Genomic DNA, 26,241 nt, shown 5'->3' on the forward strand with positions numbered 1-26,241 from the left:
ATCTTGCAGCAATTTTCTAGTAGGTATAGAAGCAACTTGTTCATCATATATAGAGTGGGATGAAAATTATGTCGTATTTTGGGTAGCTTTTAAATTGTTCTCAAGTTGTGACGGTAATGTGAATGATATTTGACTATTCTATTCTTTTCGACATAGTTAATAACTTTCCAGTCTGAATTTCAACTATATTGGTCGAACTAAAGATCCCATTCAAATCGCTTCGGGTATGGGTATGGCTGACCCTTCTCTTAGTTTACACAGTTGGTGATTTGCTCAATCTTTATAGTTTATAGCCTTTAAAGAAAAAATGCCCTGACACAAAATTGTGTTAGGGCTTTTCATTTACTATCGTTTTCAATTATGGATAAATAGTTAGAATTCAGTATACTGGGTATCCACTTTCGGCTACAATGATAATTTTCATCATTTTGTCCTCGTATAAGGTTGTTTGAGTGAATGGTTTGTAGCTTATCATTTAATTTCAAACAAGTCCCCATACAACTTGAACGGCAATCAGAATAACTACCACACTTAACGCTACCCACTGTTGCTTGTCTGGTTTTTGCGGTCTGCTATCTGCCTTATGCACATTTACCACTCCTCTTTCTTCATGTACCTCTTTCATCTAGAGGTCAAACTGTTCTTAATAAATATACCATTTGAACGTTTTATCCTGTAGTATTTAGTTTTCATCGGTCCAAAAGTTTTATATGCCACGAATAAGGGCAATAATGAAACAAATAGATACTCGCACCAACTTTTAGGCTTAATGTGCCACTTCATTGTAAAGAAGGGATTATTCTTGGCTAAAAAAAATGTTCAACAAACTAAAATGAAGAAAACGAATAAGACTTCTTTGTCAGCAGAATCTGTTTTGCGCGGTGACATTACAGGGATCAAGAGGATTTTCCCTTTTTTAGGACCTGCATTCATAGCGGCAGTTGCATATATTGACCCAGGTAATTTCGCCACGAATATAACAGCAGGTTCAAAATATGGCTATCTTTTACTATGGGTCATTGCAATTTCAAATGGAATGGCCGTTCTAATACAATCACTGTCCGCAAAATTGGGTATTGCAACAAGAAAAAACTTACCTGAAGTTGCACACGAACGTTTTCCGAAAAGAGTATCTTTCTTTTTATGGATTCAAAGTGAACTTGTAATCATCGCAACCGACTTGGCAGAATTCATTGGCGCGGCATTGGGCCTTTATTTGATATTCGGGATTCCAATGATTCCTGCCGCTCTCATAACTGCAATCGGATCATTTGCCATTTTAGAATTGCAGCGTCGAGGATATCGTACGTTTGAAACCGTTATTGCTGCAATGGTTCTTGTTGTCGTCCTAGCATTCGCGTTCCAGACATTTTTAGCAAAACCCGATATTTCGGCCGTTATGGGAGGTATGCTTGTTCCAAGATTTGAAGGAGTAGATTCAATTCTCCTTGCGGCAGGGATACTCGGCGCGACTGTTATGCCCCATGCAATTTATTTACACTCATCACTCACCCAGAACCGTGTCATAGGTAAAAACGAGTCAGAGAAAAAAATGATTTTCAGATTCGAATTCATTGATATTGTAATCGCAATGATTGTTGCAGGAGCTATTAACATGTCCATGCTCATCATTGCGGCGGCCTTATTTTTTAAGAGCGGGACAGTCGTTGAAGATTTAGAAATCGCCTACACTGGTTTTTATGATTCAATCGGACCCGCCGCCGCTATGTCATTTGGGCTTGGCCTGCTGATTGCAGGATTGTCCAGTTCAGCTGTTGGTACAATGACCGGCGACGTTGTCATGCAGGGATTCATCGGTAAACGCATTAACTTGTATGTAAGACGTGCAGTCACGATGCTCCCCCCTTTGCTCATAATTATTATGGGCGTCAACCCAACGGACGCACTTGTAACAAGCCAAGTCATTTTATCTTTTGGTATAGCTTTTGCCCTTGTTCCTCTTATCCTATTTACAGCTAATCGACAAATTATGGGAGAACTTGTGAACAAAAAAATAACGACAATCGCAGCATGGATTATCGCTCTTGTCGTTATTATCTTAAATTTGTTTTTACTTTACGAGACACTTTTTAAATGAGAGCGTGAAATATATGATTATATATATTGAAATAAAGAATTTCCATGAAACACGCTTCAGCGCTCCGTGCATACCAACCGCCATATGCCAGACAACTTTTTCGTCAGACTTATGGCGAAGGCTAACCCTTGTAAGGTGCCTACGCTTATTCTATACAGATATTCATATGTTTGACTAAGTTATCAACGCATCAGTTAACCACTTTTCTTGGCTAGTTTCAGTAAGTATTGTTCAATGATAATTGCAATGATGGTCCCAGTTACAAGACCATTGGATAATAGGGATATGACAATGCTTGGCAAATGACTTAAACTATCAACTGGAACAAACATTAAGCCCACACCGATCATCAATCCAAATGCAGATACTTTAAAAGCCCGTGATTTATTCGCTTCTGCTTCAAGTTCATGGAAGGCCATTTCCACCATCTTCGTGAAAATAGCAAACGTCACAGCGTACGCAACCGGTACGGGTAATGCAGCGAACAACGTCATAACGGCGGGAAATAAACTCACAGTTACAACAATCACACTCCCGATAATAAACGGCCTAAGTGACTTCATTTTTGTTGCACTCACAAAACCAGCAGCGCCTGAAATCGGTACTGGCCCAATCGCTGAAAATAATCCCGCGAGGAGATGGTTAATCCCTGAAACAACGGCACCTTCTTTTATCCGCTCGGGTTTTTCAATATGGAAAGAATGCTTATACAAATTTTCCATCACGCGAATGGAAGCAATCATATTCGTTATTAAAAGTAATGTGATAAATAAAGACGTGACGAACATACCGCCATCCCATACCGGTTTACCAAACACAAGCATGTCTGGTAATGAAATGATAGGCGCAGATCCGAAAGAAATCGATGGCGTCTTTTTCAATATCAAAAAGAGAAGCCAGCCTAAACCGATTGACAGTAGTACGGAATACTTCTGAATCCAGCTTGTCCTGTGATTCATGCTGTATAATGTAAACAAAATTACGGCAACACTCCCAAGTGCGACAACCCCATCAAATGGATCTCCTGTCGACTCGATACCGAACATCCCTTTTATAAATGTTCCGCTCAACTGAAATACAAGTAATATCAAATAGATGAATGTGACAGTCGGCGTGAATAACTTTTTCATTTTCGACACAAGTCCGGTATACGCTAATATAATGAACAAAATCCCACTATATAACAAACCACTTTGTAAGGCTTGGAACGTCTTTTCCATTGTTGGATACAACGCACCCGTCATTCCAGCATAGACGACAAATACGCCCCACCATAATCCAGCAGGACCTTCATTGATCGGTAACTTATGTCCGATGAATGCCTGAATTAGGCATGCAATACCTAATACAAAAATCGTCCGCTGAATAAACAGCGTCGTATCCATTCCCTCCATCCCAAACACATGTGCAATAGCGATTGGGGCCGCAATGGAAGAAGCAACTAGGAAAACTGCCCATTGTATTCCACCGACAAAATTCTTCAAATTAGAACACCTCTACATAATCAATTAGTTCAATGCAATATAGTATAACAATAATTGATTTGGCTATGTAGTTTATGTAAAAAAAAACAACTAACAAATCAATTCATATCCAAATTGATTCGTTAGTCGGCATATCATCTTATAGCTATCATAAAATTTTTTAAATTAATGTGCATCCGGGAATACACGCTTCATGGACTCACTAAACTCCTCAAAAAATCCTTCTACAGGATCACCTTCATTAATCTGCGTGCCATAGTCATTCATTTGTTTCACAAAGTCCGGATTCATCGACACATATACATTGTCAATATCAGTGTTCACAGTCCTAACCTGTTCCGCTATTTTATCTTCTAAATCCTTTGCAATTTCATCACCAGTTGCGTCTTTTAACACGACTGCCACATAAGCATTTTCATCTGTTACCATTACATTTGCACTTTCAACTTCATCCAATTCAGTAACTTTATCCGCTGCATCCTCAGCCACTTTCACTTTTGACTGATTGTCATGGTTCATGTCATCGTTATTCATGTCATCTTTATTTTCAGTACCTTCATCGTTTGACCCTGCATTCTCATCTTGAACCTCGGTAGTATCATCGTTATTGTCATTATTTGCTGTAGTGTCTTTGTCATTGTCGTCTTTTGCACCACACCCCATTAATAACACCGCCAAAAGCATAGCCAATGTAAACATCCCTATTTTTTTCATCGTTACTCCTCCTTCTTTTGCTATCAGTTATAGAATTGCCGAAGAAGTCTTTTTTATGTATGCTGATTTCAGTAAAATTTTCACTTGTTTTTTAGAAGTATGGAAAACCGGGTAACTCACGCCCTGACCATATAAACTTGCATTGAAATCATCTATACTTATATTATTATCAAGGAGAACTACATATGATTCGTCTAGATGGTATGAAATGCGGTTACATAATAGGTCTTTCATTAGTAAAAATTACTAATGGATTTCAATAATAAAAAGGATGTGAATGTATGTTTTTAGCTTGGAATGAAATTAAAAAGAATAAATTACGCTTCATCTTAATCACTGGTGTCCTTATGCTTGTCTCCTACTTGGTTTTCTTTCTATCAGGGCTTGCGACCGGTTTACAGGACATGAATCGGGAGTCCGTAGACAAATGGAACGCAACAGCTATCATTTTAACTGCTGAATCCGATAAAAGCTTATATCAATCCTCAATGACTCTAGACGATGCTGAAAGTGTCAAAGCAAAAGAAATCGCCGTAATCGCCCAAATGAGTGCCATTGCTGGCAATGGCGATAAAAAGAAAAACGTTACCATTTTTGGTATTAAGGAAGATGAATTCATCATGCCATCTGTAACCGAAGGTAATGTATTTTCTGAGGTGGGTGAAGTAATCGCTAGTGATGCATTGATAGAAGAAGGATTCAAAGTTGGCGATAAGTTACAATTATCCTCCACCGAAGAAACGTTAACGATTGTAGGTTTTACGGACGACGCGCGTTTTAACGCAGCACCCGTTCTTTATAGTGACCTAAACACTTTCGATAAAGTGAAATACGGAGAATCAGCTGATGTAAATAAAAACAATATAAACGGAGTTGTTATTAAAACCGATGATTTAAAGAATGCTACTGAAAATGATGCATTAGAGGTTGTTGAAACTGAGACATTCATACGCAATCTGCCGGGTTATACTGAGCAGAATCTGACATTGAATTTTATGATTTATTTCTTGTTTGTCATTTCTGCAGTTATCGTGGCTATTTTTTTATACGTATTAACTGTCCAAAAGATAAGTATGTTCGGTATTATGAAGGCGCAAGGGATTTCGAATGTATATCTTTCAAAATCAGTTATTGCGCAAACCTTCATATTGGCAACCATCGGAGTAGCAATCGGTTTTGTGTTGACACTCATTACAGGTACGTTTTTACCGAGCGCAGTTCCTGTGTCCTTTGACTTTCCAACAATGTTAATTTATGGGGTTGTCCTTATCCTTGTCGCTATAGCAGGTGCAGTATTCTCCGTGTTGACCATTGTCAAAATAGACCCATTAAAAGCGATAGGAGGGTAATAGATGGCTATTTTAGAATTAAACAAAGTGAAAAAGTCTTTTGGTACAGGACATAAACAGGTAGACGCATTAAAAGAAACAGATTTCCTTGCAGAAAGAGGTGAACTAATTGCGATTATTGGTCCATCCGGTTCCGGGAAAAGTACTTTTCTAACTATTGTAGGCGGCTTACTATCCCCTTCTACCGGGGAAGTAATTATAAATAAAGAAAACCTTTCATCGTTAAATGAGAAAAAACGCTCTAAAATTCGTTTAAAAGAGATTGGATTCATACTACAGGCTTCCAATCTGATTCCCTTTCTAACAGTGGAAAAGCAGTTAAAACTGTTAGATAAGGTAAAAAAGGGAAATATGACAAAGGCGGAACTTGAGCAATTGTATAAGGACTTAGGTATTAGTGATTTACGTGATAAATACCCATCCGATTTATCGGGCGGTGAACGGCAACGTGCAGCAATCGCCAAGGCATTATACAGCAATCCGTCCATTATTTTGGCAGATGAACCTACAGCTTCTCTTGACTCTGATCGTGCATATGAAGTAATGGAACTGTTGAAAAATGAAACAAAAAACAAAAATACTACGACAATCGTCGTTACACATGATACACGTTTAGTCGGGTATTGCGATAAGGTCTATAACATGACGGATGGTATCCTAACGCTTAAAAGTAAGGAGTAATATCTAAACAACAAAAAAAGAGCTGAAAGCCCCAGTGGTTTTCAGCTCTTTTTATCGTCCTATAAAAGCATTAGTTTTCAGGCGGTGATTACTTTTTGCATCTTTAGCCTCTTCGAACATACCTTCATCTTCCTAGAGCCATTAGTTATACGCCCTATTTTTTCAACTTAATTTAAAATGGTTAGTAAGGTCTTGATAAAGATGATATAACAGCCCAACAAATATCACTAACCAAGCAACTATAGCAATATACACCATAGCATGTGGAATAATCATTAAAAATGGGAAGTCCAATGCCTTTGATAACTGATATGTACTCGTTGTATACATCGCAAGAGGGAAAGCCATTCCCCAAAGCTGATGATCATACGTCAATGGAAAACGATGATAGACATGACGCCAAATTGTTAGGATGAATAGCAACGGAATCCACCATGTTCCAGTTGTCCAGAAGAATAAAGTGAACCCTTTTATAAAAGGCGTGATTTCTACAACCAATGAAGAGAACTCAGCATGTAAAATTAATGTTGAACCTGCCAATGTTGTAATTGCAACCGCACCCATATTAATCCAATAGGGAGGTGTAAGAGCAGAAAAATCAAGTTTTAAAAATGTAAAGCGATAGAAAATCAATGTAATAATATTGAGATATAACATACAGCCTAGAAAATACATACACAATGTAAAGAATAGAATAATTTCTGGTTCTGTTTGAATATGTGTTGAAAGTAATGTACCTAATATCGATACAGATTGTGTAGCAACTGCGGCTATAAGCCAGGCACCATTGATTCCTTCAACCAAGCCGGGCTTGTCTTTTCGAACAGTAACAGAAGTGAAAAAAGTGTACATAATGACACACCATAATAAAATTGCAAGAATCCATAATGCCAAAGCAATTTGACTTTCGCCACCAACGACTATCAATTGGCTTCCAAAGACACAAGTTCCTGCCACTAACGTAAAAAAGCCCGGTCCGTTTTCATGACTCATCAAATCATCTTTTAGTTTTGTAAAATAACGAACTAAACGAATAAGCGTTAACATCCATAACGTCAAATATGCAACCACATTCACGACTAGCAATGACTTTGCTATGAAATGATACCCGAGTAGTTCCAAACCAATAGACAATGCACCTGTTGCCATAACAAGTGCAAAATAGCCCGGAAATAGATTTTCAGCTTTTTGCTTCAGATAGGTAAACAACGGTTAATTCCCCCTTAACTACATGGCTAAACAAAGCGATAATTCTTATTTACTTTTAAAAAGTACATTTCATAAACATCTTTCAAAATCTAATATACCATACATGAATCCATCATTACTAAGCCATACTAAAAGTTAAGATTTAGCAACCAAGGAGGATTCGCAATGAAAAGTATGGATTCGAATGAAAAACCGGTTGGACAAAAAGCAAAAATAGACTCCACTAAGCAAAATGATATTCACGAAGAATTGGCTAGTGAAAATGCATTACTTGGTGAACGTAAGGAAGCAATGCGGGAACTTTATCGTTCGACAACCCCGGAATACGAACACAAGGAATGAATTAAGGTAGATTAAACGGAATTCTTTATAACACCCTATACAGTAAAAATCCGACTCTATTGCGACTAACTATCGCATTGGAGTTTTTCCCGTTTATAAAAGAATGTAAAAACAAGGAATAAGATATCTACACAACAAAAATTAGAGCCCTTCTAATTCACTTGTTGTTTTAAATGACGATTTTACTATAGTTCGTTCATACTCCGTTCACCTAAGGATAATATACTCAGGTTATTAAGAAAACACGGAGGCGTAAAGATGAATCTAGCATGGAAAGAAATTAAAAAGAATAAAACGAAATTCATAATTTTAGGTTCAATTATATTCCTAGTCAGTTTTTTAACATTTATCATTTCAGGATTGTCAAATGGATTATCACAAGATAACGCGGCGCTAATAAAAGATTTACCTGAAGGACAGTTTTATATGAATGCTGATGCTGATGCAACATACAATCTATCCAGAATAGATGCAAGCATGCAAGACAAGGCAATGAACGGGCAAAAAGATGCAGCGGCACTTTCAATACAAATGGGTTTTGTGAACGATGCGGATGACAAACAGCATAGTATTGCTTTTGTCACGTCAACCGATTCCAAACTGTTCGAAAGTGTTGAAAAAGGAGAAATCGTACTAGATCGTTCATTGGAAGACAAAGGTCTAAAAGTTGGAGACACGTTGACGAATAATCAGTTCAGCGGCGAATTCACAGTCAAAGCGTTTGTCGATCAAAAGAAGTACAGCCACGCACCCGTTGCTTATATCAATATGGAAAACTACAAAGAAATTTACCGTGTGAATGAAATGCAATTGGTTTTCGTACCCGGTAAAGAAAAAGCACTAGAAATCGAGGGCCTTCAATCTTTTTCAAACAAAGACTTCCTTAACACAATTCCTAGTTATAGTGCAGAACAAATGTCACTCAATATGATTGTTTGGTTCTTAGTCGTCATTAGTGGTATGTTGTTCGCAATCTTCTTCTATATGATGAATGTTCAAAAAATCGGCTTGTATGGCATCTTGAAGGCTATCGGCGTAAAGACAAGTTCTCTCTTCGGTATGATGTGGTCGCAAATGATTGTCATCACTTTAATTGCGCTTACGTTTTCCGTTGCACTTAGTCAAGGTTTCACAATGATTGCACCTGCTGGAATGCCATTTAGCTTAACGCTACAAACAACTGTACAATTATCAATTGTTTTTATCATTATCGGATTTATCGGAGCCACCCTTTCTGGTATCCAAATTAAAAAAGTTGAACCACTACAAGCAATCCAACAAGGAGAGGTTTAATATGACAGTTTTCACAATAGATGAAGTCAAGAAAACATTTACGAATGGTGAAATTGACGAGCAGGTCTTAAAAGGCATCAACCTCTCTCTTCAGGAAGGAGAAATAACTGCATTAGTCGGTGCATCAGGCTCAGGAAAAAGTACAATTCTTACGATTGCAGCGGGTCTTCAACGTGCATCAGACGGGCGAGTACTCTTCGAGGGAAAAAACATGACGGACATGAACCAGGAACAAATACGGAAAATACGAGCAAGCGAGTTTGGTTTCGTCTTTCAATCCGCTCATCTAGTCCCTTTCCTCACTGTCGAAGAGCAACTAATGCTTATGCTCGACGTTTCAGAAACGACCATGAAAAAAAAGGAACAAAAAGCGGAAGTCGCAAAAATCCTGAAGTTGGTTGAAATGAATCATCGTTCTAAAGCTTATCCTGCTTCCTTGTCGGGCGGCGAAAAGCAACGGGTGGCTATTGCCCGCGCAATCATTCACAAACCTAAAATGCTGTTTGCAGACGAACCTACAGCTAGCTTGGACTCAAAAAGATCAAAAGACGTAATGCTATTGATTCGGGATCTAACGAAAACGTTAAACATTACCACGTTGATGGTTACACATGATGAAGAAATGCTTAGCTATGCAGACCATGTAATTACGATGAAAGATGGATTGATTTTACAAAGTTGACCCTTTGTACACAACTTATAATTGAACGAACAATTAAAGAAAGGTAACCCATAATTCCTTGGGTTACCTTTCTTCTTTATAGAAACTCATACGACTTGGATAAAGCGAAACTTCAATCAGTGGGGGTTTTTCGACGCACAGGACGTGCTAGTGCAGACGTTGCGACAGGACGTCGCACATTTAGTCTGCCTCATCCCCCACTGATTGTTAGTTGAGCCATTCGGGCTTTTACGGGCAGTTGATCCCCCACTTATTCTTCTTGTTTTCACGAAGACTTAAAGTTGGGGGGTCTTACTGCCCGTTAATGCGGGATAAACTTACCGCCATGCGTCTCAACTATTCTACTTCTATTCAGATAGCGTGACCTTACCTTCTTCATCCATCACAATTTGGCGGTTGTCGCTCATTGTGATTTCAAGTGGATGCGTCTCCCCCGTCTTTTTTGAAAAGTACCATCTTCTAGCTGGAGGAACCAGCACGATGAATGTATCGCCTTTACCTAGAAAGTTCAAAGAATCAGGGTCTACTTCCGTGCCTCCGCGAAGCGGAATACCAAAATCTTGGAGCTGGTCTCCAACATCCGCAACATATTGAGTCGTTATCCCGACTTCACTTATATTCAGGAATGATGCATTTGACAAATCACCGAACAAATCCCGTTTTCTTCGACCAATCAGTTCGACAATATTCCCGGCAGGATCTTCGAAGTACATCGAATCTGCATCAAAAGTCGGGAAGTAAATTTCATCCCTACCTTCCTCCCTATTCAAAGTCACTCGGTCAATCATCCAGTATCTCATCATCGAAAATTGGTTACCAGGGATGTTGATCGCAAAATGATAAAACGCAGCTTGATCCGATTGCTTGAATAAGAGGGTGGATTCCCCGACTTTTATAGTGAATTGTTCGTCGGTAGATTCTAGAATAGTTAACTCCAACACATTTCCATAAAAACGTTTTAATGACTTCAATTTATTTGTATATAGCGTAACAGACTTGAACATTCCATCACCTCGACTAATTATTGGACAAATTTTCGCTCTTATTCAGTATAACATTGCGGGGGCTATTATTTTTGACAAAAGAAAAAAAGATGAAACCAATATATTTCGGTTTCATCTTCTACTATTTTCACTACATTTCATTTCTTTTCCGCAGTCTCCCAGGCTTCTTTAAGCCATTTATCAAAGTCTGCACCTTTATCTCCTTCGTACGTATCATACAAGTCCTCACGCATCTTTTTTAATTTTTCTTCAAACTGTTCAAACGTATGATCACGCGGTAAACTTTTCTTAATTCTAAATAGAACTTTATTGGCGTCTTTAATGAGTTCAAACTTTTTCCTTGAAGGTAGTTGAACATCCTCGCCAAGTTTCTTAAGGTTTTGATAAGCTGCTTCTTGTACTTTATAGACAGGGTCAAGCTCCATTTTCCGTGTAAGTACGTCAATCGTCCGCTGGTGCTTCCACTTGCCTAGCTCTTCCACCGCTTCAAGGCGTTCTCTCCAATTTGACATGCGGTTGACGGATTTCTTTAATTCCTCGTAATTTGGTGGTAATTCATTTTTAATTTTATCAGTCAAATCGTTCAATCTCCTTCTACTGTAAATCCTTTTAAAGACATGTTCGCCTTCATCCCCTAGTATACCATCATCAAGAGTAAGGTATGTAATCGTTTGTAAACAAGCCCCATTGGCAAGTTATTGGAACTTTTTAATACGTCTTATATAATCACAAAATATAGTGATCGATTTTTAAAATGAGTTCCGCAATTTCAGGTTTACTTACTTGATCATCCGCGCCTACACTTTCTCCCTTGTGTTTTAGTTCATCGGTAATAAGCGAAGAGAAAATGATGATTGGTAATTGCGTCATGTCCTTATCCCCACGAATTCTTTTCGTGAAATGATGGCCATCCATTTGTGGCATTTCAATGTCCGTGATGACTAGTTTCACTTCGTCAGAAACGTTTTTCCCTTGTCCTACGAGTTCTTCTAAATAACTCAACGCATCTTTCCCATTTTCGTAAAAAAGTAGATTATCGTAGCCCGCTTCGTGCAATGTATCCTGTAATAGTTTTCTGAGTAAAGACGAATCTTCAGCGATTAAGATACGTTTGTTGGAACGCTCCCGCTTGCCGAGTTTCTTAACCTGTCCGACGTTTATGCCGGTTTCCGGGTTGATTTCAAGGACAATCTTTTCAAAATCAAGCAATAGCAACATTTCATTTTGGCGCTTGATGACTCCGATAACTTGTGAGAAGTCCGCTGTATAAATATCGGATGGTTTCTCAATTTGATCCCATGAAATTCGATGGATTTGAGACACATCATGTACATGAAAGACAACCTGTTGCTTATTAAATGTCGCAACGATGTATTTCCCTTCACTTTTTGACATTTTTTTCGGTAAACCCATTACCTTTTCCATATTAATAACAGGCAACACTTCTCCACGTAATTGAATAATTCCTTCAATTGATGGATGAGAGTGCGGTATAGGCGTAACAGGCACAGGTAAAATAATTTCCTTTACTTTAATGACGTTAATGCCATATCGATTCTGTCCCATTTCAAATTCAATAATTTCTAACTCATTCGTACCACTTTCGAGTAAAATGCCATTGCTAGTCGACAACTCATTCATTCCCTTCTCTTTACGTACCATTTGACTACTAACATTTATATCGGTCAAACAGAGCGGAAATGAATGCGTTATGGTAGAGCTACCTCCACTTTATTTTCAGTTGCAAAAATTCGCGACTTTTTCTTTACTTTCTTTTTTTCCGTGCAAAAAATAGTACAAAATTGAACTCACAAATACAAAAATACCTAATGCAATATAAAGCTTACTGTAACCAATTACCGGGATGATGAATCCTAGCAAATAAGGGCCAAATCCTAATCCACCGTCTAACGCTATGAAAAAAGTAGACGTAGCGAGCCCCATTCGATGTGGGGGTGTTAACTTCACAGCAATCGCTTGCGTAGTTGACTGCATATTACCAAAACCTAAACCAATCAGTGCGCCAGATAATAAAAGAACGACACTACTTTGCGCTGTGCTCAGCAAAATTAATCCCGCTCCGAATAAAACAAATGCCGGATACATAATTAGGTTCGAACCTTTAACATCCATCAAACGACCCGTAAAAGGACGTGACACCAAAACAGCTACAGCATAGACGATAAAGAAGAAACTAGCTGTACTTACTAAATCCACTTCGATTGCATAGAAGTTTATGAACGATAGAACACTCGAATAAGCGAATGCTACCACAAATGTTACAAATGCTATGGGCACTGCTTTTAGTTCTACAAACTGAGATAGTTTAATGCCTTTTTCATTGACGACCGGCACTGCATTTTCTAGCATTGGAACCTTCACAAAAAAGGCCGTTACCAAACTTAGAAAACCAAGAACTAGACAGAAGGCAAAAATCATCTGAAAAGAAGTATGTTGGCTCATTAGTAGACCAACGAATGGACCAATGGCCGTAGCAAGCGTAGCGCTCATACTATAATAACCAATTCCCTCACCTCGTCGAGTAATAGGAATAATTTGCGCCACAATCGTTCCGGCAGCTGTGCTCGCTACTCCAAGCGCAATACCGTGAATAAAACGGTTTACAAGTAAAAAAGGAATACCGATATTTATAAAATATAAAAGGGTCGTTAGCGTAAAAAGGATAAGTCCGATGATCAATGTTCGTTTACGCCCAATTGAATCGATGACGCGACCTGTAAAGAGTCTGCCGATCAATGTGCCGATGATGAATATCCCGGTGATAAGACCTGCTTGACTTGTTGTTGCACTATATTCATTCACTGCATAAACAGCTATTGTAACCATGAGTAAGTAAAAAATTAACGTCAATAAAAAGTTAACGGAGGATACCACGATAAAGTCCTTCGTCCAAAGTTTCGATTTAGTCCGATCCATATAGTAATCCCCTTAAATTATTTCAAAATATTAGCTCGTATTATTTGCATGATGCGAACCATGTCTTGCTGTTCCTCCACTGAAATTCCTGTCAATATATCTTTTTCAAATGCATCAATGGTAATACGTACCTCTTCGTATACTTGTTGTCCAAGAACAGTCAATTGCATTCTTTTTTCCCTCTTATCCCTGCTAGGTACATGTTCAACATAACCGAGTTCTTCTAAACGATTGATTGTTCTTGTTGTTGTCGGCTTCTCAACATACAGATAATGGGATAATTCTACTAATGTTGTAGATCCTTCATTCGCCAAATAATGAAGCACAGACCATTGTCCTCTGAAGATTTGATGTTTCCCCAACAACTCGTTCAGACGGCTTTCGAATGGGCGATACAATAATAATAATTGATGAAAAAGATGTTGAAATGGTTGTATTTGAATCACACTCCTAGATAGTTATCTTTGTTAACTGTTACCCATGTTAACTACATTAAAGTATCAAAGACTCGTGTTTATTGTCCAGTTAAACGACCTACCCTTTACAATTGCAAAAAAACTTCTCAATACGCGGAGAAGTCTTTTGATTTATTAACGCATATATATGCAGACATATGTGGTCACCTTGAATCTTTCAGTTTTTGGGGATCTAAAATTTGGTTCGTCTTTTTTGTAGATATCGTACATGAATATATGCTTTATGAGCCATCTTATACAGGAACAGAATATTGAGGAGGAGGTTTTATAATGGGAAGAGATGATCATAAAGGTTCCGGTAATAATTCAGGTTCTTTGCCTCAAACGCCGAAAAACCAGAAAATAAAGCCCGGTCGCATGAAAGAAGAGATTTCTATGGAGTTGGCCGAACTCGGGAACTTGAAGCCTAAACATGAGCCCATTACGCCAAATGGCCGTAAAAAAAGCGAGCAAGACAAATCGTATTTATGAGAATAGTTTAGATTCCAAATCAATCGCGCCTTGGCGTGATTGCGTCCAGATTTTGAATTGAGCTTGCTCAATTCATTCCCTTCAAAATCTGTGACATCCGCCGGAGGCTTTAACTTGATTCAGCCGGGGTTTGAACCCCCACTGAATTGAATGCATATCCAGCATTCATCCCGCCACTTATGGAAGTGGAAGACTTCTGCTGAATTAAGTTAAAAGTTAAAATGTAACTGATTCTACATCCTTTATTGTGGTCATGAATTAAGATAAAAATGCCCTTCCAAATAATTTTGGAAGGGCATTTTTACCGATTCAATGGAAACTTAATAATATGGACTAATCATTACATAGACCAATACACCTGTAAAGCTGACGTACAGCCAAATCGGCATTGTCCAACGAGCAATTTTCTTATGGCGTTCATTCTCCATATTCCAAGCTCGTGTAACTGTCGTAAGTGCAAGCGGAACTATTGCTGCCGCCAGAATAATATGTGTGATTAAAACGAAATAATAGATACCTGCTAAAACTCCTTTTCCACCAAAAGACGTTGACTGTGCAAGGAAATGATACGACACATAACTTAATAGAAAAAGAAATGTCGTGGCAAAAGCAGCGTAGATAAACGTTTGATGAACTTTGATTTTTCTTTTCATAATAGCAACTAGAGCAATTACTAAAAATAAAAATGTAAAACAATTAAAAATGGCATTCAAAAGAGGTAAGATTGTGATATCGAACGCTTCGAATGGGGGCTGATTCCGCCTTCCAGAAAGAAGACCTATCGCACTGATCAAAACGATTGATAATGTAATAATCATTGGTTTGTAATTACGTTTTTTGAAAGGCTTTGCAGCACTTCCGCTTTTACTTTGATTCATAAAATTCATACACTCCATTACCGTTTTGTGAAACGCTATTTATGTAGTTTAGCATAAATTAATCGTTTTAACTGTTAATGTGCATGTGTTCACTATCTTGTCATTTTTCGATTTCAGAAATATGCTCAATCGATTTCGAATAAAAGTCAGCCATCCCTGGATATTCCTTAAGTTCACTGATTCCTTTTTCCGTAATGCAATATGTTCCCCTTCGAATTCGCTCAAACCAGCCATAATAATTCTTTATAAGTATTGACGAAGTCTTTTCTCCCGTCCCTATATCGCGAAGTTGTTTTGCTGATAACGGCCCGAAGCGTTCCAAACTGCACGCAATATGGATGCAATTTTGTTTATAGGTGGTCATTAGCTTTGTCTGGCTACTTCCACCTACATTATAATTCCCTTGCCTGCCGTTTATCTCCATAACTAACTCGTTTCGTTTCTTCTTACTTTGTCTCATACTTTTGACATTATCAAATGGGCCCGGCTCAAAAACGATATCCATCTTTTCGCCGCTGTCTTGGAATGAAACAATAATCAGTCCAAGTCCGATTTTCCTTATCAAATGACAACTATCTTTCCATTTTTTTGACCGCAAACTATACGCCGGCTTCGGTATAGCAATATAAACCGCTTTAGTCAGACGTAGCCTTTTCGTTGCTTGAATAAGAAGCTCTACATTTAGCGTCAATTTCAACTCAACTATGACAAGTTCGTCGTCCTTTAATGCGGTCACGTCACAATCATTGACCTCACCATGCACATCGTACCCAAGTGCCGTAAAATAGCGTTCAATCGGATCGAACAAATCAACTTCATATCGTTTAATTTTATTGCTTTTCATATAAGAATTTCACCTACTTTTTAATTACTCCAGAAGTATAATTCATTCGACAACTTTTTTCAAAATCCTATCTGCTCCTATTTATATTCAGCAAATAGAATTTGTTCATCACCACCGACCACTATTAAAATCTCTTCTTTTTAAAACATTTTCATATTATTTATGTTATAGTTGAATTGTCGCCATTATTGAATAACCTTTCAGTTCCAATAATTCATGGAATTGAATAAAAAGAGAGGAGATGCCGAATACGTGGATTTTGCTAAAGTAAATTCGTGTTCTACATATCATTAGCTCCATTTAACCCCGCTTAAATCTATTTGTCATCTTATAGATTCTTCATCGAAGGGCACATTATTCCCCACTTCCAAACTTCGTAAACCAAATTCATTGTGCTAGTCTATAGGTTATTTATTCATTAAAATTTTAATAAAAAATGGAGGAATATATTTATGACGATTTTCAAGAAAATCACCGGAATTGGAACAGCCGCATTATTAGCATTGACTCTTACTGCCTGTGGTAGTGACGATACGAATGACTCATCAAAAGGTAAAGCAGAAGCGGGAAGCCGATCTGTGGGAGAAACGGTCGAGTACAACATTGTTGGGATTGATCCTGGTTCTGGCCATATGGAAGCAACCGCAAAAGCACTTGAAGTTTATGATTTAAAGGATTGGAACGTCATTGCCGGAAATGGAGCTGCGATGACAGCGGCCTTGAAAAGAGCGTATGATAAAGAAGAACCGATAGTCATTACAGGTTGGAATCCCCATTGGAAGTTTTTGAAATACGATTTGAAGTTCTTAGATGACCCCGAACTTGTTTATGGCGATTCGGAAGAAATTCATTCCATCGGTAGGATTGGGCTGCAGAAAGATCTGCCCGAAGCATATGAAATCTTTCAACGCTTCAAGTGGGGGACAGATGACATGAGTGAAATTATGGTTGCAATCGAAGACGGAACAAAACCTGAAAAAGCCGCACAAAATTGGGTTGACGCTAACGAAGACAAGATTGCAGAATGGACTTCCGGTGTAAACAAAGTGGACGGTGACGAGATTAAGCTCGTTTATGCACCATGGGACAGTGAGATTGCCAGTCACAATATGATGAAAATTGTTTTGGAAGATATGGGCTATGACGTAACACTTACTGCTGTCGAACCCGGGCCGATGTTCTCAGCAATCGCTGACGGCGGTGCGGATGCTACCTTTGCTGCCTGGTTACCGATTACGCATAAAACCTATGTTGAAAAGTTTGAAGGAAAATTGGATGATATAGGTGTAAATATGGTCGGTGTAAGACAAGGTCTAGTTGTTCCAGCGTATATGGAAGATGTTAACTCAATAGAAGATTTAAAAAAGTAAGTTGAACTAATTTGACCTTTGCAATTTCGGCAGGCTAAACGGAAAATTTAAAAGGAGCTAAAACCAATGTGGTTTTTAGCTCCTTTTACTATTTTTACAAGTTTCAAAGAAGTGAATCCCTTACTATTTGACAACATTTTATACAATTCGCTTATCCATCAAATTCACAATTCATTCGGACCATATACTCGGTTAGTGATGTCAGTGCTTTCTACTTGTTCTACTCGTTTTTGTAACCTCGCTTTCCAATTGACCGCTAGCCATTCACACTCAGCTAGTTCCGCGGCACTTTGCAGATTGTTTTTATCTACATGCATGACGTGATTACACTGTTCAATTGTCCATTTGGGAGATGGACGATCCACAAGATTAAACGTTTGACCTGCTTCGACGATCCCTTCTTGTAAAACCCGGAAATACCAGCCTGTTTTTCCGGTATCTTGGATAAGTAACGCAAAATTCTTTATTTTATAACGGCGTGCTGGTTTCCAACAAGGTTGTCTTGGTTGGGAAACCTGTAAGATAGCCCCGCCGATTTCAAATGTATCCCCAATCGAAATCGATTGTTCTGTTACATTGGCCACCGAAAAGTTTTCACCCATTCCGCCGACCTTAATGTCTGAGATGTCCAGTTCCTGCTGCCAATATGGATAATATTCCTTAGGATAGGCAAATACAGCTTTTTCTGGGCCGCCATGATTTTTGATATCCGCCTGTCCATCTCCGTCCAGCTTTGTACGACCTACCCAAATCGGACCATTGACGAGTTCTTTAAAGATACCACTTTCCCATTCTCGATCCATAGGGGACTTTGCATGCTTCTGTCCCATCACTTTTGGAAGACCGACAAATATGTTATTCAATAAGAAATCCATTCTATTTACCCCCTAGATTACGTGTCCCACTTATACATATTGATAGTAAAGAACTCCATTGAATCCGCTATAGTGCTCGGTTTTTATAGATATTCATTTGTTCAACCTGTATAGTACAGTTTTTATAATACAAAACACTATCGCTATTCTAATCGTAGTTCATTTCGTTGAAGATTTCTACAATTGATGATTAAAATTATGTTTTCCATTGTTCAAATACGCCTTTCTTTTTTCATCATTCTCTTCCATACTAGTACTATAGAATTTATATTAAAGGATGAGTAACTAATGAAATATGATGTTCTGTTATTTGATTTGGATGACACTTTGTTTGATTTTGGTGAAACCGAGAAGCACGCATTATTCAATTCATTTCAAACGTTTAGCTTGCCTAATGGGTTAACTGATTATCGAGCAAGCTATCACGCAATCAGCAGCCCCCTATGGAACGATTTAGAACAAGGCCGCATTACTTTGGCGGAATTAAAGGTGGAACGATTCAAACAACTATTTTTGCAGTACGCACTAGATATTGATGCTGAACTATTTTCACATACCTATCTTGATAATTTAGGGAAGGAAATCCATCTAATAGACGGAGTGGAAGCAATGTTAACAAAAACCTCCCCCCATAGACTCGCTGTGCTGACGAATGGGTTCACTGATGTACAGTATGCGAGAATCAACGGATCGTCTCTTCGGGATACGTTCGAGACAATTATTACTTCTGAAGAAGCTGGATGCCAAAAACCCCAACCTGGAATTTTCGACTATACGTTTGAAAAATTACGGATTACAGATAAATCGCGAGTTTTGATGATTGGTGATTCTTTATCTTCAGATATCCAAGGCGGTCATAATTATGGAATCGATACTTGTTGGTTTAATCCAAACAACAAGAAAAACACGACAGCTATTCTACCTACGTATGAAATTCAGTCATGGGATGAATTTTTTGCATGTATTCACTCCTAACAGCTAACAGGTCGCATCTGTCGTAAGGACCTTCCTCTTTTGTTTTGTTCTCCATTTTGATGGGTATTTCAAAAAGTATACATTAAAATGATAGGAATCTTAGGAGGTTATTCTTGATGGCTGATAAAAAGTTTGTCGGGACATATAATTTGGAAGGACAAGTATTGGATGAAATCGCTGAATTAAAGCTACAAGGTTATTCCGAAAATGATATGTACGTTATTACGAATGACAAAGATACATTAAAAATCGTACGGGGTTTAACGGATGTCGAGTTACGAACTTCGGAAGATAATTGGTTTGACCGTTTCAAGGCATTCCTTAATGGTGACGAGCCAGTTATGCAAGTATTTTCTCAGATGGGCTTCACTGAAGATGAGTCTTCTCGTTATTACGATGAAGTTAAAAATGGCAGTATCCTTTTATATGTAGAAAAGGAGGAAGTAAAAACCCTTGATGATACTCAGTTGAACTTCCGTGAAGGATATATCGATCCTAATATCGGCTCCAATCTGATTATCGCTGACAATACAGCTGCAATACCTACAGCAACCCAAGGAACCGCTATGAATTCTACTGTAAACGGAGAATTACAACTAGATGACAATAGACCATATGTTGTAAAAGACAGCATAGATCCTGGGAATTCGATGACTGGTAGAGAAGAAACCAACACGATTGCGGAAAAAGAAGAGGTTGTAAATGATTTTGACGGGACAGAGAACAAACCGCTGGACGAGGATTGGTCTGAACGGAATCGAATGAATTATGGAGAACCAAATAACCCTGACCGCTATTAAAATACAAGTTTTGATCCTGATGTATAAACTCTAGTATGATTGGGTATACTACTAATCACAGAGACGCGGCACTCCTCTGTCCCGTGCAGGGGCACTTTCGACGGAAGGTGGAAAATAATACTACGCCCAATCCGACTGGGGATTGCCTAGTAGTGCCGCGCACTACATAGTAGAAAATAATGCCCCTGTAGAAAACAATCCTGGTTGTTTTCTATGGAGGCATCTTTTATGAAGTAATATAAATTGTTAAAATACTTTATAAATCCTTACACTATATAATACCTTAACCGAAAATCTAGCCACTGACATAATCGGAAGGAGAGTTACAATGCCCACTTTCAATTCAAACGGCGTAAACTTATATTACGAAGACACGGGAATTGGAAAGCCCCTCTTATTACTACATGGTTTGACCAGCAATCACGCTATGTTTTATCGGGAAAATGAAATATTTAAGGAGACATATCGAGTAATTACGATGGATGCGCGCGGTCATGGTAATTCCGATAAGCCCACGCATTATACGTTAGATGATCATGTGCAAGACACGATTGCATTGTTAAATCACCTTGAATTAGACGCTATCTATCTGATTGGCGTTTCAATGGGTAGCTATATCGCGCAAGGTCTTGCAATAGAAATGCCGAGTCAGGTGGAGAAACTTGTCCTAGTCTCTACGAAATCACATGGAGAACAGTCCTCAATGGCGGAGCTATTCGCTCGTCATGCCGCTGAACTAAAAGGATTAAATATAGTCGATAAGATGAGCCATGCTTCACAATATATGTTTTATAATCAGACCACTGTAGGTAAATGGCTTCACGAAACAGCTAAAAATGGCAATCAGTTGACACTAAGTGAGCAGGATATCGCTTCTAAGGCATTGGAAGGTTTTGATTTCCGTAAAAAGCTTGGAAACATAAGCGCGGAAACTCTTGTCATTAGCGGTAGACATGATGGGTTAAACCCACCTGAATACGGGAGAGAAACAGCTATTCTCATCCCCGAAGCCACATTTATGGAATTCAAATGGTCCGGACATGCACCGAACGTGGAACAGCCGGATCTCTTCATCGGTATCGTAGAAAACTTTTTTGAATAAGGTAGATGCTCGTTGTGGAAAAACCGTGAATGCCCAATAAAAGACGCTTACGGTTTTTCCACTATTGACGCGTTTTCAAAATTCCTTGTTCCGAATAGGCACGAAAAGTTTAACGCTTTTTCTATTCACTGGTTACACTTTCACATCTGCTACCAGATGACTTCAGTTTGCCAAAAGCGAAGTGCCTTTCATCCATACCATTCCTATCTAATCTAAGGTGTCAAATGTGTTTCAATTCAACGAGATCAGCCATATAATGCTTATCTCGTTGTGTTTACTATGGTATCATTGACACGAATCAAAAAAAAGAGGTTCGAAAAATCCCTCTCAAAAAAACTAAGGAGTTGCTCCAGTTGAAACAAGAAAAAGCAGTGGTCGTCTTCAGTGGCGGCCAAGATAGTACGACTTGCCTGTTTTGGGCATTGAAGAATTTCAAGGGGGTTGCGACAGTGACCTTCGATTATGGTCAACGCCATCACGCTGAAATTGAATGCGCTCGGCAAATTGCTTCGGAACTGGATGTTTCCTTCAAAGTACTCGATATGCAACTTATTAATCAGCTGTCGGCAAACGCTTTGACACGAGATGATATTGAAGTCTCAGAGAAAGAGGGGCAATTGCCATCTACCTTCGTTCCAGGAAGGAATCATCTGTTTCTGTCATTTGCGGCGGTCTATGCACAGGCAATCGGTTCACGTCATTTGATAACCGGAGTTAGCGAAACGGACTTCAGTGGCTATCCGGATTGCCGTGATACGTTCATCAAATCATTAAACGTGACAGTAAACTTAGCAATGGATGCACAGTTTGTCATTCATACCCCGTTAATGTGGTTGGATAAAGCAGAGGTTTGGGCATTGGCGGATGAACTCGGTGCCTTCAACTTCGTACAGGAAAAAACACTCACCTGTTATAATGGGATACCTAGCACCGGTTGCGAGGAATGCCCTGCTTGCTTATTGCGGAATAAAGGACTTGCTTCCTATTTAGATTCTAAGGTAGTATCTATAAACAATTAAAGTTCTACTTATTCCTATCGATGATCGGCATACAAAAAAATCGGTACTTGCGTCAGAGCCAAGTATAATGGCTCTTTTCAAGTACCTTTTTTATTCATTGTCAAATTAGCCTAAAACACTACCAGTTCCTATACTTTCAGTTTACAACCAGCTGCTTTTTTGCAGCTTGCAATGTCAGTAGCTCCACAAATCGATTGCCTAGCCCTTCTGTGGAAGAAGTCCCACCTAGATCAGGTGTAATCGAATTCTTTTCTGTCAAAATGGTCTTGATGGTTGACAAGATAACCTCTCCCCACTGCTCTTCCTCGAAAAAGTCCATCATTTGACTGACTGACCAAATGGCAGCAATCGGATTTGCAATTCCTTGGCCCGAGATATCAGGTGCAGACCCATGAACGGGTTCAAACATCGATGGAAACTTTTTCTCAGGGTTTAAGTTCGCTCCCGTGGCAAGGCCCATTCCACCGGTGATTGCAGCTCCGATGTCGGTCAAAATATCCCCGAATAGATTGGATGTAACAACGACCTCAAATCGCTCAGGGGCCACGACAAAATACAAGCTAGCAGCATCCACAAGATGGGAATAGGTTTTCACCTCAGGATATTCCTTTCCAACTTCTTCGAATACTTCATCCCAGAACACCATTGAGTAATTAAGTGCATTCGCTTTACTAACGCTTGTCAACGTGCGGTTTGATTTTTTCGCTTCTTCATATGCGTAACGTATAATCCGTTCAGTTCCTTTACGTGAAAAAACACCTGTTTGCAAGACGACTTCTTCGGGCTTTCCTTTGAATAACCAATCCCCCGCACCAGCATATTCACCTTCACTATTTTCCCGGATTACGAGAAAATCGATGTCTTTTTCGGTTTTATCTTTCAATGGCGTCAATGAGGGATTCAGAAGCGTAACAGGTCTGCAATTAACATACTGATCAAATTCTCTTCGGATTCTTATTAGCAGATCCCGTAACGAAATAGTATCGGGAACACCTGGATAACCAACGGCACCTAGGTAAATCGCATCGTATTCTTTCAGCTGTTCTATACCATCATCCGCCATCATCTTTCCATTTTCCAAATAATATTGACATCCCCATGGAAATTCCGTAAATGAAAAAGAGATTTCAGAATTCAATCTTTCAATGGTTTTTAATACTTTTACACCTTCTGCGATTACTTCGGGGCCGATTCCATCTCCAGGAATCAGTGCTATTTTGAAATTTTTCATGTAATTTCCTCCCTTATGCCATCTGTCTATATACGATTGTCGTTTGTGATTCGTAATGATGTACGGGCATCGTTCTTATCTAGATACTCTGTCAGCTTTTCAGCCCTTTAAACCGTCCATTTTTTTGCCATCATTATTGTGTTTGAATTCCCAAGTCCGTTAAATTTGCAATGACAGGCAATTCTTCACCTTGAATAGCTCTTACAAGGTTTTCAGCAATGACGACCGATGTCATCTTCGCTGCTTCTAAACTTATTCCTCCGATGTGTGGTGTTACTGTTATTTCGTCAAGATCAAAAAAAGGATGGTTCTCTGAAGGAGGTTCGACTGCAAAAACGTCGATGCCGGCCCTTGCAAACTGCTTCTTTTGTAGTGCATTTACCATTTCACCTTCATTAATGATGCCACCACGTGCAGTATTAACGAGTACAGCGGAAGGCTTCATCAAGTTGAACATTCTTTCACCGATAATTCCTTTCGTATCTGCCGTAAGAGGAATATGAAGACTAATAGCATCACTTTCCTTGAATACATCTTCGATAGACGTTGTGAGTCTTACACCAAGTAAATCCCCGAGCGCCTGTCTATTTGAATCAATTGTTCTGACGTAGACTAAAACATCCATTTCAAAACCATTTTTCATCATTTTAGCAACACTTTGTGCAATTGAACCAAAGCCGACAATTCCTAACGTCTTACCTTGAAGTTCAAATGTATAACTCCCATCTCTATATGAGTAGTTCCCTGTTCTTGTGTTTTTGTGAAAAATGGTTATATCTTTCATCACCGCGAGTAAAAGTGCTACAGCGTGTTCGGCTGTGGCACGGCTATTTATTTTCGGTGCATGTAACACTTTGATCCCTTTGCTGGTCGCATAATCGACATCGATATTATCCAAGCCGATTCCTGCTCCTGAAATCGCTTTTACATCGTGGCAATGATCCAATATTCCACGTGTAATTTTTGCTGGAGCCCTTAAAATGATTCCATCAACATCATGACTTTTTAAATACGTAATAATTTCTACTTCATTAAAATCATTGAACTTCTTAACATTTGCAAGGGTCTTCAACTTATCTTCACCATCGGAATGATACATCGGTAAGATTTGTAAAATATTGATCGCCACTATCCTCCAACTCCCTTCTGATTTTTAACCATAAAGAGGCAAGAACCTTTCATAGGCTCTTACCCGCTAAGCGTGTTTAACACACAAAAATCATTGTAAGTTTTCTATTATAGTCGTAATTCCTTGGCCGCCGCCGATACATAATGTCACAAGACCATATCTTCCTTTTCGCCGTGCCATTTCGTGTAGAAGTTTCGTCATCAGTACTGCCCCTGTTGCACCGATTGGATGACCTAATGCAATGGCTCCCCCGTTTACATTCACTTTATCAATATCCATTTCAGCGCCTTTAATAACAGCTAATGCTTGGGCGGAGAAAGCCTCATTCAACTCGATTAAATCGATGTCTTTCATCGTAAGACCGCATTGTTTCAGCGCTTTTTCAGTTGAGTATACAGGACCTATCCCCATAATTTCTGGGGAAACTCCACATACCGCTTGTGCTATAATTTTAGCTTTCGGTTTCAACCCGTATTCATTCATCTTCTCTTCCGACATCATAAGGACGACGGAAGCACCGTCATTTCTGCCACTCGCACTTCCTGCTGTGACCGTACCATTTTCTTTGAAAACAGTACGTAGTTTTGCCAGTTGCTCCCGTGTAGATTTACGTGGATGCTCATCTATATCATATAAAAAGCTATTTTTCCGTTCTTTTATTACAACAGGTACTATTTCTTCCTTGAAACGACCCGCGTTTATCGCTTGTTCGGCAAGTTCTTGACTTCTCAAAGCGAACTCGTCCTGCTCTTCGCGTGAAATATGATATTGTTCTGCTAAGTTTTCCGCCGTGTACCCCATCGTTAACTGGCCGTATTTCTCTGCCGGTTGTGAGCAAGGTTGACTTTCTGTATTCGGATCCAAAATAAGTCCATTTCCAGCTCCAAAACCGTAGCGCGCATTTCGGATATAATAAGGTGCCGTACTCATACTTTCAGCGCCCCCCGCAATCACCACATCACTTAGTCCAAGCCTAATCTGTTGGTCGGCATTGTTGATGGCCTGAAGACCTGAACCACATTGACGGTGAACTGTATAGCCAGGTACAGATACTGGGAGTTCCGCCCGCAAAGCAGCCAGTCGGGCCAAGTTTGAAGTATCAGCACTTTGTTTGGCTTGCCCCAGGATGACTTCATCCACCTCAATATCCTTACCTGTCCTAATGAGTAGTTCTCTTATAACTGTTTCAGCCAGGCGGTCGACAGTCACATCTTTCATCGTTCCACCCATTTTACCAATTGCTGTTCTTACCGAGCCGACAATGTATGAATCTCGCAA

At 39.1% G+C, this 26,241-nt stretch carries 26 protein-coding genes and 1 riboswitch; of the genes, 12 read left to right on the forward strand and 14 right to left on the reverse strand.

From position 1 onward, the window contains the following. Window positions 1-802: 802 nt before the first annotated feature. Window positions 803-2,098 (forward strand): Nramp family divalent metal transporter, encoded by a 1,296-nt coding sequence (locus FILTAD_RS10490; RefSeq protein WP_282432582.1) that lies wholly within the window; start codon window positions 803-805, stop codon window positions 2,096-2,098. A 194-nt stretch (window positions 2,099-2,292) separates the two neighbouring features. Here the strand turns inward: FILTAD_RS10490 and FILTAD_RS10495 are convergent, their stop codons facing one another. Together FILTAD_RS10495 and FILTAD_RS10500 are read right to left on the reverse strand one after the other, a co-directional pair. Next, complete coding sequence (locus tag FILTAD_RS10495) at window positions 2,293-3,582, reverse strand: purine/pyrimidine permease (RefSeq protein WP_124070725.1); 1,290 nt, start codon at window positions 3,580-3,582, stop codon at window positions 2,293-2,295. Window positions 3,583-3,747: 165 nt separating this feature from the next. Then, entirely contained in the window at window positions 3,748-4,296 is a 549-nt protein-coding gene (locus FILTAD_RS10500) for a YhcN/YlaJ family sporulation lipoprotein (RefSeq protein WP_124070726.1), read from the reverse strand. Window positions 4,297-4,577: 281 nt separating this feature from the next. Between FILTAD_RS10500 and FILTAD_RS10505 the strand changes: the two genes are divergently transcribed. Beyond that, a complete protein-coding gene (locus FILTAD_RS10505) occupies window positions 4,578-5,645 on the forward strand; it encodes an ABC transporter permease (protein ID WP_124070727.1) in 1,068 nt (355 codons plus the stop codon). A gap of 3 nt (window positions 5,646-5,648) precedes the next feature. After that, window positions 5,649-6,326 (forward strand): ABC transporter ATP-binding protein, encoded by a 678-nt coding sequence (locus FILTAD_RS10510; protein ID WP_124070728.1) that lies wholly within the window; start codon window positions 5,649-5,651, stop codon window positions 6,324-6,326. Window positions 6,327-6,488: 162 nt separating this feature from the next. Here the strand turns inward: FILTAD_RS10510 and FILTAD_RS10515 are convergent, their stop codons facing one another. Beyond that, a complete protein-coding gene (locus FILTAD_RS10515) occupies window positions 6,489-7,535 on the reverse strand; it encodes a tellurite resistance/C4-dicarboxylate transporter family protein (RefSeq protein WP_124070729.1) in 1,047 nt (348 codons plus the stop codon). A gap of 165 nt (window positions 7,536-7,700) precedes the next feature. On the opposite strand from FILTAD_RS10515, the gene FILTAD_RS15835 reads away from it, so the two are divergent. The 3 genes from FILTAD_RS15835 (at window position 7,701) to FILTAD_RS10525 (ending at window position 9,852) form a co-directional block, all read left to right on the forward strand. Further along, the gene (locus FILTAD_RS15835) at window positions 7,701-7,877 is read left to right on the forward strand and encodes a hypothetical protein (RefSeq protein ID WP_160117603.1); all 177 of its coding nucleotides are present in this window, start codon (window positions 7,701-7,703) and stop codon (window positions 7,875-7,877) included. 258 nt (window positions 7,878-8,135) lie between these two features. Then, window positions 8,136-9,170: an FtsX-like permease family protein gene (locus tag FILTAD_RS10520; RefSeq protein ID WP_124070730.1), complete on the forward strand. Its 1,035-nt coding sequence runs from the start codon at window positions 8,136-8,138 to the stop codon at window positions 9,168-9,170. Between the two features lies 1 nt (window position 9,171). Beyond that, window positions 9,172-9,852, forward strand: a complete 681-nt coding sequence (locus tag FILTAD_RS10525) for an ABC transporter ATP-binding protein (RefSeq protein WP_124070731.1) — start codon at window positions 9,172-9,174, stop codon at window positions 9,850-9,852. A gap of 347 nt (window positions 9,853-10,199) precedes the next feature. Here the strand turns inward: FILTAD_RS10525 and FILTAD_RS10530 are convergent, their stop codons facing one another. From FILTAD_RS10530 to FILTAD_RS10550, 5 genes are all read right to left on the reverse strand, one after another. Further along, window positions 10,200-10,856, reverse strand: a complete 657-nt coding sequence (locus tag FILTAD_RS10530) for a glyoxalase (protein ID WP_124070732.1) — start codon at window positions 10,854-10,856, stop codon at window positions 10,200-10,202. Window positions 10,857-10,993: 137 nt separating this feature from the next. Continuing rightward, complete coding sequence (locus FILTAD_RS10535) at window positions 10,994-11,434, reverse strand: HEAT repeat domain-containing protein (protein WP_124070733.1); 441 nt, start codon at window positions 11,432-11,434, stop codon at window positions 10,994-10,996. Window positions 11,435-11,582: 148 nt separating this feature from the next. Further along, the gene (locus FILTAD_RS10540) at window positions 11,583-12,497 is read right to left on the reverse strand and encodes a chemotaxis protein (protein ID WP_124070734.1); all 915 of its coding nucleotides are present in this window, start codon (window positions 12,495-12,497) and stop codon (window positions 11,583-11,585) included. Between the two features lie 96 nt (window positions 12,498-12,593). Next, on the reverse strand, window positions 12,594-13,793 hold the full coding sequence (locus tag FILTAD_RS10545) for an MFS transporter (RefSeq protein ID WP_124070735.1): 1,200 nt from the start codon (window positions 13,791-13,793) through the stop codon (window positions 12,594-12,596). A gap of 17 nt (window positions 13,794-13,810) precedes the next feature. Then, entirely contained in the window at window positions 13,811-14,239 is a 429-nt protein-coding gene (locus FILTAD_RS10550) for a MarR family winged helix-turn-helix transcriptional regulator (RefSeq protein ID WP_124070736.1), read from the reverse strand. A 300-nt stretch (window positions 14,240-14,539) separates the two neighbouring features. On the opposite strand from FILTAD_RS10550, the gene FILTAD_RS10555 reads away from it, so the two are divergent. Then, a complete protein-coding gene (locus tag FILTAD_RS10555) occupies window positions 14,540-14,740 on the forward strand; it encodes a hypothetical protein (protein WP_124070737.1) in 201 nt (66 codons plus the stop codon). A gap of 320 nt (window positions 14,741-15,060) precedes the next feature. On the opposite strand, the gene FILTAD_RS10560 is transcribed toward FILTAD_RS10555, so the two are convergent. Together FILTAD_RS10560 and FILTAD_RS10565 are read right to left on the reverse strand one after the other, a co-directional pair. Beyond that, window positions 15,061-15,618, reverse strand: coding sequence for a DUF420 domain-containing protein (locus FILTAD_RS10560; RefSeq protein WP_124070738.1), 558 nt, complete (start codon window positions 15,616-15,618; stop codon window positions 15,061-15,063). A gap of 100 nt (window positions 15,619-15,718) precedes the next feature. Continuing rightward, a complete protein-coding gene (locus FILTAD_RS10565; RefSeq protein ID WP_124070739.1) occupies window positions 15,719-16,462 on the reverse strand; it encodes a DUF2161 domain-containing phosphodiesterase in 744 nt (247 codons plus the stop codon). A gap of 458 nt (window positions 16,463-16,920) precedes the next feature. Between FILTAD_RS10565 and FILTAD_RS10570 the strand changes: the two genes are divergently transcribed. Continuing rightward, entirely contained in the window at window positions 16,921-17,832 is a 912-nt protein-coding gene (locus FILTAD_RS10570) for a glycine betaine ABC transporter substrate-binding protein (RefSeq protein WP_160117610.1), read from the forward strand. A 164-nt stretch (window positions 17,833-17,996) separates the two neighbouring features. Here FILTAD_RS10570 and FILTAD_RS10575 read toward each other — a convergent pair whose 3' ends face one another. Next, window positions 17,997-18,707 carry an MOSC domain-containing protein gene (locus FILTAD_RS10575; RefSeq protein ID WP_124070741.1) on the reverse strand — a complete coding sequence of 237 codons (711 nt, stop codon included), beginning with the start codon at window positions 18,705-18,707 and terminating at the stop codon, window positions 17,997-17,999. A gap of 288 nt (window positions 18,708-18,995) precedes the next feature. On the opposite strand from FILTAD_RS10575, the gene FILTAD_RS10580 reads away from it, so the two are divergent. The 4 genes from FILTAD_RS10580 (at window position 18,996) to queC (ending at window position 22,603) form a co-directional block, all read left to right on the forward strand. Further along, window positions 18,996-19,682 (forward strand): YjjG family noncanonical pyrimidine nucleotidase, encoded by a 687-nt coding sequence (locus tag FILTAD_RS10580; RefSeq protein WP_124070742.1) that lies wholly within the window; start codon window positions 18,996-18,998, stop codon window positions 19,680-19,682. A gap of 116 nt (window positions 19,683-19,798) precedes the next feature. Continuing rightward, the gene (locus FILTAD_RS10585) at window positions 19,799-20,482 is read left to right on the forward strand and encodes a YflT domain-containing protein (protein ID WP_124070743.1); all 684 of its coding nucleotides are present in this window, start codon (window positions 19,799-19,801) and stop codon (window positions 20,480-20,482) included. Window positions 20,483-20,810: 328 nt separating this feature from the next. Beyond that, entirely contained in the window at window positions 20,811-21,584 is a 774-nt protein-coding gene (locus tag FILTAD_RS10590; RefSeq protein ID WP_124070744.1) for an alpha/beta fold hydrolase, read from the forward strand. Between the two features lie 302 nt (window positions 21,585-21,886). Then, window positions 21,887-21,930, forward strand: a riboswitch (PreQ1 riboswitch). A gap of 7 nt (window positions 21,931-21,937) precedes the next feature. Further along, a complete protein-coding gene (gene queC / locus FILTAD_RS10595; RefSeq protein ID WP_124070745.1) occupies window positions 21,938-22,603 on the forward strand; it encodes a 7-cyano-7-deazaguanine synthase QueC in 666 nt (221 codons plus the stop codon). Window positions 22,604-22,739: 136 nt separating this feature from the next. On the opposite strand, the gene FILTAD_RS10600 is transcribed toward queC, so the two are convergent. From FILTAD_RS10600 to FILTAD_RS10610, 3 genes are all read right to left on the reverse strand, one after another. Next, complete coding sequence (locus tag FILTAD_RS10600) at window positions 22,740-23,834, reverse strand: tartrate dehydrogenase (RefSeq protein ID WP_124070746.1); 1,095 nt, start codon at window positions 23,832-23,834, stop codon at window positions 22,740-22,742. A 133-nt stretch (window positions 23,835-23,967) separates the two neighbouring features. After that, window positions 23,968-24,963, reverse strand: coding sequence for an NAD(P)-dependent oxidoreductase (locus tag FILTAD_RS10605; protein WP_124070747.1), 996 nt, complete (start codon window positions 24,961-24,963; stop codon window positions 23,968-23,970). A 90-nt stretch (window positions 24,964-25,053) separates the two neighbouring features. Continuing rightward, the gene (locus tag FILTAD_RS10610; protein ID WP_124070748.1) at window positions 25,054-26,241 is read right to left on the reverse strand and encodes a thiolase family protein; all 1,188 of its coding nucleotides are present in this window, start codon (window positions 26,239-26,241) and stop codon (window positions 25,054-25,056) included.

This window comes from Filibacter tadaridae, assembly GCF_900609045.1.
Taxonomy (GTDB): Bacteria; Bacillota; Bacilli; order Bacillales_A; family Planococcaceae; genus Sporosarcina; species Sporosarcina tadaridae.

What these genes read in the sequence shown, in the direction of transcription:
- FILTAD_RS10505 (WP_124070727.1), top strand. Translation starts at nt 4,578, where the DNA reads ATGTTTTTAGCTTGGAATGAAATTAAAAAGAATAAATTACGCTTCATC.
- FILTAD_RS10525 (WP_124070731.1), top strand. Translation starts at nt 9,172, where the DNA reads ATGACAGTTTTCACAATAGATGAAGTCAAGAAAACATTTACGAATGGT.
- FILTAD_RS10590 (WP_124070744.1), top strand. Translation starts at nt 20,811, where the DNA reads ATGCCCACTTTCAATTCAAACGGCGTAAACTTATATTACGAAGACACG.
- FILTAD_RS10560 (WP_124070738.1), bottom strand. Translation starts at nt 15,618, where the DNA reads ATGAATCAAAGTAAAAGCGGAAGTGCTGCAAAGCCTTTCAAAAAACGT.
- FILTAD_RS10500 (WP_124070726.1), bottom strand. Translation starts at nt 4,296, where the DNA reads ATGAAAAAAATAGGGATGTTTACATTGGCTATGCTTTTGGCGGTGTTA.
- FILTAD_RS10520 (WP_124070730.1), top strand. Translation starts at nt 8,136, where the DNA reads ATGAATCTAGCATGGAAAGAAATTAAAAAGAATAAAACGAAATTCATA.
- FILTAD_RS10555 (WP_124070737.1), top strand. Translation starts at nt 14,540, where the DNA reads ATGGGAAGAGATGATCATAAAGGTTCCGGTAATAATTCAGGTTCTTTG.
- FILTAD_RS10585 (WP_124070743.1), top strand. Translation starts at nt 19,799, where the DNA reads ATGGCTGATAAAAAGTTTGTCGGGACATATAATTTGGAAGGACAAGTA.
- FILTAD_RS10530 (WP_124070732.1), bottom strand. Translation starts at nt 10,856, where the DNA reads ATGTTCAAGTCTGTTACGCTATATACAAATAAATTGAAGTCATTAAAA.
- FILTAD_RS10510 (WP_124070728.1), top strand. Translation starts at nt 5,649, where the DNA reads ATGGCTATTTTAGAATTAAACAAAGTGAAAAAGTCTTTTGGTACAGGA.
- FILTAD_RS10580 (WP_124070742.1), top strand. Translation starts at nt 18,996, where the DNA reads ATGAAATATGATGTTCTGTTATTTGATTTGGATGACACTTTGTTTGAT.
- FILTAD_RS10600 (WP_124070746.1), bottom strand. Translation starts at nt 23,834, where the DNA reads ATGAAAAATTTCAAAATAGCACTGATTCCTGGAGATGGAATCGGCCCC.
- FILTAD_RS10545 (WP_124070735.1), bottom strand. Translation starts at nt 13,793, where the DNA reads ATGGATCGGACTAAATCGAAACTTTGGACGAAGGACTTTATCGTGGTA.
- FILTAD_RS15835 (WP_160117603.1), top strand. Translation starts at nt 7,701, where the DNA reads ATGAAAAGTATGGATTCGAATGAAAAACCGGTTGGACAAAAAGCAAAA.
- FILTAD_RS10565 (WP_124070739.1), bottom strand. Translation starts at nt 16,462, where the DNA reads ATGAAAAGCAATAAAATTAAACGATATGAAGTTGATTTGTTCGATCCG.
- FILTAD_RS10575 (WP_124070741.1), bottom strand. Translation starts at nt 18,707, where the DNA reads ATGGATTTCTTATTGAATAACATATTTGTCGGTCTTCCAAAAGTGATG.
- FILTAD_RS10540 (WP_124070734.1), bottom strand. Translation starts at nt 12,497, where the DNA reads ATGAATGAGTTGTCGACTAGCAATGGCATTTTACTCGAAAGTGGTACG.